General features: G+C 52.2%; 4 protein-coding genes. 3 read left to right on the forward strand and 1 reads right to left on the reverse strand.

Going from position 1 to position 6,134, the window contains the following annotated elements:
* Positions 1 to 22 precede the first annotated feature (22 nt).
* The 3 genes from VFO10_RS09610 (at position 23) to VFO10_RS09620 (ending at position 5,352) form a co-directional block, all read left to right on the forward strand.
* The gene (locus VFO10_RS09610) at positions 23 to 1,807 is read left to right on the forward strand and encodes a copper resistance system multicopper oxidase (RefSeq protein WP_325139432.1); all 1,785 of its coding nucleotides are present in this window, start codon (positions 23 to 25) and stop codon (positions 1,805 to 1,807) included.
* Entirely contained in the window at positions 1,804 to 2,910 is a 1,107-nt protein-coding gene (locus VFO10_RS09615) for a copper resistance protein B (RefSeq protein WP_325139434.1), read from the forward strand. The genes VFO10_RS09610 and VFO10_RS09615 overlap by 4 nt, the downstream gene beginning before the upstream one ends.
* Before the next feature lie 189 nt (positions 2,911 to 3,099).
* On the forward strand, positions 3,100 to 5,352 hold the full coding sequence (locus tag VFO10_RS09620; protein ID WP_325139436.1) for a copper-transporting P-type ATPase: 2,253 nt from the start codon (positions 3,100 to 3,102) through the stop codon (positions 5,350 to 5,352).
* Positions 5,353 to 5,702: 350 nt separating this feature from the next.
* Here the strand turns inward: VFO10_RS09620 and VFO10_RS31395 are convergent, their stop codons facing one another.
* Entirely contained in the window at positions 5,703 to 5,861 is a 159-nt protein-coding gene (locus VFO10_RS31395) for a transposase (RefSeq protein ID WP_414697019.1), read from the reverse strand.
* Positions 5,862 to 6,134: the final 273 nt, after the last annotated feature.

Raw genomic sequence — 6,134 nt, forward strand, 5'->3', positions numbered from 1 at the left:
GCATAGAAGCGAGAAACACTGCATGAAATACTCAATAAATCGTCGAACCTTTTTGTGTGGCACGACTGCCCTTGGCGGGACCGCAGCATTTGCTTCCTGGTTTCCTGCTTGGGCCAAGCCGGTATCGGCAGGGATTGTGCGCCCCCTTCCTACGCTGTCAGGCGAAAACATTCATCTGAAAATAGCCCATCAGATGATGACGATCGATGGCCGGGAAAGTCATGCCATCGGAATGAACGGAACTGTGCCTGCTCCCCTGATACGTCTCAGGGAAGGCCAAAAGGTACGTATTCACGTGCAAAATGATCTAGACGAAGATTCGTCCATCCATTGGCACGGCTTGATCTTGCCTTTTCACATGGACGGCGTTCCAGGCGTGAGCTTCCCTGGTATCAAACCTCGCTCGACATTTGTCTATGAGTTCCCAATCGTTCAATCGGGAACCTATTGGTACCATAGCCATTCAGGATTGCAGGAGCAGCTGGGACATTACGGTCCTATCGTTATAGATCCCGCTGGGCAAGACCCCATAAAATCGGACCGAGAACATGTGATCGTCCTTTCCGATCACAGTCAGATGCATCCCCATATCATTGCTCGAAAACTCAAGCAGCAGGGTGGTTACTTCAATCGCCAAAAGCAGACACTGGCCAGTCTTCTGGCAGGAAAGGATCAGCCTTTATCCGAACGCTTTGAGTGGAGCGCGATGAGGATGGATCCGACCGATATCTCCGATGTGACCGGATCGACTTATAGCTACCTCGTCAACGGCCACGGGCCACTTGACAATTGGACAGCCCTTTTTGTGCCCGGAGAAAAAGTTAGACTTCGCATTATTAATGCCTCGGCGATGACAACCTTCAATTTTCGAATTCCGGGCTTGCGCTTGACAGTAGTCCAAGCTGATGGGTTAGCTGTTCGACCAGTCGCGGTGGACGAGATTCAGGTCGCAGTCGCCGAGACTTACGATGTGATCGTAGAGCCGAAAGAAAATGTCGCGTACACCATAGTCGGCGAGACGGTTGATCGCTCGGGTATGGCGCGCGCGACCCTTGCTCCTCGCGAGGGTATGGTAGCAGCTGTCCCACCTCTTCGTCCCCGCCCTCTTGCTGATATGAAAGATATGGGTATGGGAAGCATGGGAGGTGCAGGCAACTGCCCTCCGGAGCACGCTGCAATGGGTCATTGCAAGCCCGACGCTGGACCAGCGCACTCAGGAATGAATCACGGCGAAGCAGGAGGAATGGATCACTCGATGCGTGATATGTCTCTCGCGCCTGGGGTTAAAGATACACCAACCGTGCAGAGTATCTCTCCTATGCCAGTCGACAGGATGGGCGAGCCAGGACAGGGATTGCAAGATGTTGGGCACAAGGTTCTCGTCTATCGTGATCTGGTGGCGGTTGAGCGCAATCCAGACGTGCGCGCTCCAAGTCGGACCTTGCAAATTCATCTGACCGGCAACATGGAGCGCTACATGTGGGCATTCGATGGGGTAAAGCTCAACGAGGTGAAAAAACCGATCCCCTTTACTGAAGGCGAACGTGTGCGCGTGACCCTTGTGAATGACACAATGATGGGCCATCCCATCCATCTTCACGGTCACTTTTTCGAGCTTGTGACCGGGCACGGCGACTATGCTCCGCGTAAGCATACGATTCAGGTTCAACCTGGTGGAACAGCTACTTTCGATTTTACAGCTGATGCAGTCGGCGACTGGGCTTTTCACTGCCACTTGCTCTATCACATGCACGCAGGGATGATGCAGGTGGTTACGGTCAGACCTCGAAAAGGAAGTGCATCATGAAGTTATCTCATATTCCCGGCGCTGCATTAGCACTCGGCTTGGCTATCCCTGGGCTATCGCAGACACATGATCATAATTCGCAAAAAGAAAAAGTTTCGGAAACAAAGCCTAACGCTAAGCCTGAAGCTGCGGAAGCCTGTACACCCGAGCACGCTGCGATGGGGCATTGCACGCCTAAAGAACCGGCACACTCAGCAGCAGGCAAGCATCACGAGGCTGGAGCTGTTAAGCAGTCGGATAAGGCGTCACCACCAGACGATCCCGATTGTCCCCCAGAACATGCAGCTATGGGGCATTGTACTCCGAAGAAACCTATTGCCGCTTCTCAAGCTAACGGCACTGCGACAGGTACCGATCTACCCGCGGGAAATGCTCCAGCACCCGAAGCTCCGGAAGTCAACTATGCTGATAAGGTCTGGGGCAAAGAGGCTATGGCTCCGGTCCGAGCGAATATGTACAACGAGCACGGCGGTATGATCTCGTCGATGTTCCTACTTGACCTTGCTGCGGCTCGCTTCCGTGACGGCGAAGATGGCTATCAATGGGACGCTGAAGCTTGGCTCGGCGGTGATCTCAATCGTATCGTTATCAAATCAGAGGGCGAGAGCTACAGTGATGAGGAAGTAGAGGAAGCTGAAGTACAAGCAATCTATAGCCGAGCCATTGGCCCGTATTTTGACTTTCAAGCGGGAGTCAGGCATGACGTCCGGCCTGAACCCTCAAGGACCTATCTTGCATTAGGTTTTGAAGGTCTTGCACCCTACTGGACTGAGGTCGAGGGAACGCTTTTCATTTCAGACGAAGGTGATCTTTTTGCAAGATTCGAAGGGCGTTATGATCAGCTCATTACTCAGAAATTTGTTCTTGAGACGGGTGGCGAGATCAATCTTTCTGCTCAAGACGTGGAAGACGAGGCAATAGGTTCGGGACTTGTCGATGCCGAGTTTAGTTTACGACTTCGTTACGAGATAGAACGCGAGATCGCTCCCTACTTTGGAGTATCCTGGAAGAGTACGTTTGGCGAAACAGCGAGTCTTGCTCGTGCCAACGGCGAAGGCAAGGACCATTCCAGTCTGCTTGTAGGCCTTCGTCTTTGGATGTAATTTTTTATAAGTAATTGGCGGTGGATCCTAAAACGCCTGGGTGTCGGATGGTTTTGATTGGTAGCTGCGATGGGTCCTTGTTGCATGACACTCGGTTTTGGGAAGATTTTTACCGTGGAGACGAGCATAGCCTCACGGACATCAGCAAGGAATTTTTCCTGATTTCGAAGCGCCTCTCATGGAGTTTTTATGCTTAAGGATGCCAATGACAAGAATTCAAGAGTTCACCATAATCATCAGCACCAGGCTCACTCCATGCGCCAGGGAAAAGGCCCTCCGGCCAAACTGGAATCTGCAAAATCAACAGAGTCTTCAACTCAATCAAATCAGACTATATATACCTGCCCCATGCATCCGGAAGTCAGGCAGAACGGGCCAGGCCACTGCCCGATTTGTGGAATGGCACTGGAGCCGCTTCTTCCCGGTACCGAGGACAATGCCGAGCTCAAGGATATGTCCCGCCGGTTCTGGATTTCTGCAGTTCTGACCATTCCCTTGCTGTTCCTTGCCATGGGGGACATGCTTCCGGGACAGCCTGTTTCAGCCCTCATAACGCCCCAGGGAAGGGCTATCTGGGAGCTTATTCTGGCTACACCTGTCTGTATCTGGGCCGCTTGGCCCTTTTATTATCGCGGCTGGGACTCGATCGTGAGACGACATCTGAACATGTTCACCCTCATCGCTTTGGGGGTAAGCGTGGCTTATATTTACAGTGTCGTTGCCGTGCTTGCTCCGGATGTGTTTCCTCCTTCATTTCGCGATCACAGCGGACACGTATCCGTCTACTTTGAAGCTGCAGCTGTCATTGTTACGCTGATACTACTCGGGCAGGTGCTGGAGCTTAAAGCACGGAGTCAGACGGGTTCAGCCATTCAAAAGCTTCTCGGTCTGGCTCCTACCGTTGCGCATCTCATGGATTCAGATGGGAACGAAAAGGATGTCCCACTGGATCAGGTGAAAGTGGGCGACAAGCTGAGAGTCAGGCCAGGTGAAAAGATTCCCGTCGACGGCTCTGTCGTTGAAGGGAAAAGCTCCGTGGATGAATCCATGATCACAGGTGAGCCAGTTCCGGTTGAGAAGGTGCCAGGATCCAAAGTGGTAGGCGCCACTATCAACGGAACCGGTTCCATCATATTCATCGCAGAAAAGGTGGGCTCGGATACACTGCTCGCGCGGATTGTGCATATGGTGGCTGAAGCTCAGCGCAGTCGGGCTCCCATCCAGAACATGGCAGATAAGGTTTCCGGCTATTTTGTGCCGATTGTCATCCTCCTGGCAATCGTAACGGCGATTGTTTGGGCTTTGGTAGGGCCTGATCCGAAAATGGCCCATGCCCTGGTCAATGCTATTGCAGTGCTGATCATTGCTTGTCCCTGTGCCCTTGGGCTGGCAACGCCGATGTCGATCATGGTGGCCACCGGTCGCGGTGCAAACCTGGGAATTTTGTTTAGAAACGCAGCCGCTATCGAGCTGATGGAAAAAGTCGACACGCTTGTCGTTGATAAAACGGGAACATTGACTCTGGGTAAACCTAAACTCGCTCAGGTTATAACGGTCAGTGAATTCGATGAGAAAAAATTTCTCCTCCTGGTGGCCTCTCTGGAAAAGAGCAGTGAACATCCGCTGGCCTCAGCAATAGTCGAAGGGGCTCGGGAAAGAGGCATTCAGACAGTTCCGGTAACGGACTTCGAGTCCATCACCGGTAAAGGGGTGCGCGGGAAGGTCAATGCAGTGGAAGTGGCTCTTGGCAGCCGCTCCATGATGGATTCGCTCGGCCTCTCCCTGGATGAGCTTTGGCCAAAGGCTGAATCTCTGCGCGAGGAAGGTCAGACTGTAATGTTCGCAGCTATCGAAGGGAGGCTCGCAGGCTTGATAAGCGTGGCTGACCCAATCAAGGAATCCGCGCAAATAGCGGTTAAACAAATGCAGGAGGCCGGCGTCCGCGTGATCATGCTCAGCGGCGACAGCCGGACCACGGCTCAGGCTGTTGGCCGCAAGCTGGGGCTTGACGATGTAGTAGCCGAGGTTATGCCTCACCAAAAAGTCGAATACGTCGCACAATTGCAGGAAAAGGGCCAAATTGTAGCCATGGCAGGTGATGGGATCAATGATGCTCCCGCTTTGGCCAAGGCTCATATCGGAATCGCCATGGGCACAGGGACAGATGTGGCCATGGAAAGCGCTGGCGTGACGCTCGTGAAGGGCGATCTTATGGGGATAGTGAAAGCCAGAAAGCTCAGCCAGTCCACGATCAGGAATATAAAGCAAAATCTCTTCTTTGCTTTTGCTTATAATGTGGCTGGAATCCCTGTGGCGGCCGGAGTGCTCTATCCAGTCTTCCATTTACTCCTGAATCCCATGATCGCGGCAGGGGCCATGAGCTTGAGCTCGGTCTCAGTAATTGTGAATGCATTGCGCTTAAAGTATGAAAAGATCAACTGAAGGCAGAGGGCCAGGCACCTGTTGAGGGTTTAACAGGTCGCCTCAAGCTTTGATAGTCAACATCTGTCAAGGTCAGTCCAGAAATGATTCAATTGCTTTCAGCTTCCACAGGGTTTATGTCTACCGCCTATATCATGGGTTTTCAGTCTGTGATTGACCATCGCACTGTGGACAAGGTCCTGTGGATCCCCAGATAGCCGTCGAAAGTTTTTCACAGTCAGGGCACGTCGCAGAGATTTCCATCTGTTTCAGAATTGCAAAAATCTTGATTTGTCGCGATGACTAGAACCTATTTCTAAACCCTCGTTAACGTAATCATAGCACTTTCCGCAGGGGGTCCCATCTGCGGATCACTTTTTCAAGCGGCGCCATACAGCAGAAGAACTTCCAGATCTTGACGGTAGCTCGCTCCACGGCGTACCGGTCCTGAGTATCCATAGAATGCCCTCAAAGCACTTGCGACTGCTTGCTGGCGGTCGACCGCCAAGTGAAGACCTCTTTTTGTGCAGTGCAGATGCGGTTCAATTTTGGCCCACTGCTCATCCGTAAGCTTGCGCCACCTATCAATCCCTTTGCGAAAGATAAGTGGCGAGATACTATATGAAAAATTTCGGTTTAGAAATGACTTCTAGTAGCCGATCCCTATCCAGGCAGCCATGCGAGCCAAGAGGAGCAATAGTGAAGGTTCTTAGACTTTCTCGGCGAGTCGTATATGCTCTAGCTGTGACGTTTTTCGGCTGTGGTAAGGCTGAGAATAAGGACTTGTCGTTACCCGAAAGGTT

This window comes from Oligoflexus sp. (assembly GCF_035712445.1).
In the GTDB taxonomy this organism is placed as follows: domain Bacteria; phylum Bdellovibrionota_B; class Oligoflexia; order Oligoflexales; family Oligoflexaceae; genus Oligoflexus.

Excerpts from the sequence above, each read along its gene's own strand:
- VFO10_RS09610 (WP_325139432.1), top strand. The coding sequence starts at position 23 with ATGAAATACTCAATAAATCGTCGAACCTTTTTGTGTGGCACGACTGCC.
- VFO10_RS09615 (WP_325139434.1), top strand. The coding sequence starts at position 1,804 with ATGAAGTTATCTCATATTCCCGGCGCTGCATTAGCACTCGGCTTGGCT.
- VFO10_RS09620 (WP_325139436.1), top strand. The coding sequence starts at position 3,100 with ATGCTTAAGGATGCCAATGACAAGAATTCAAGAGTTCACCATAATCAT.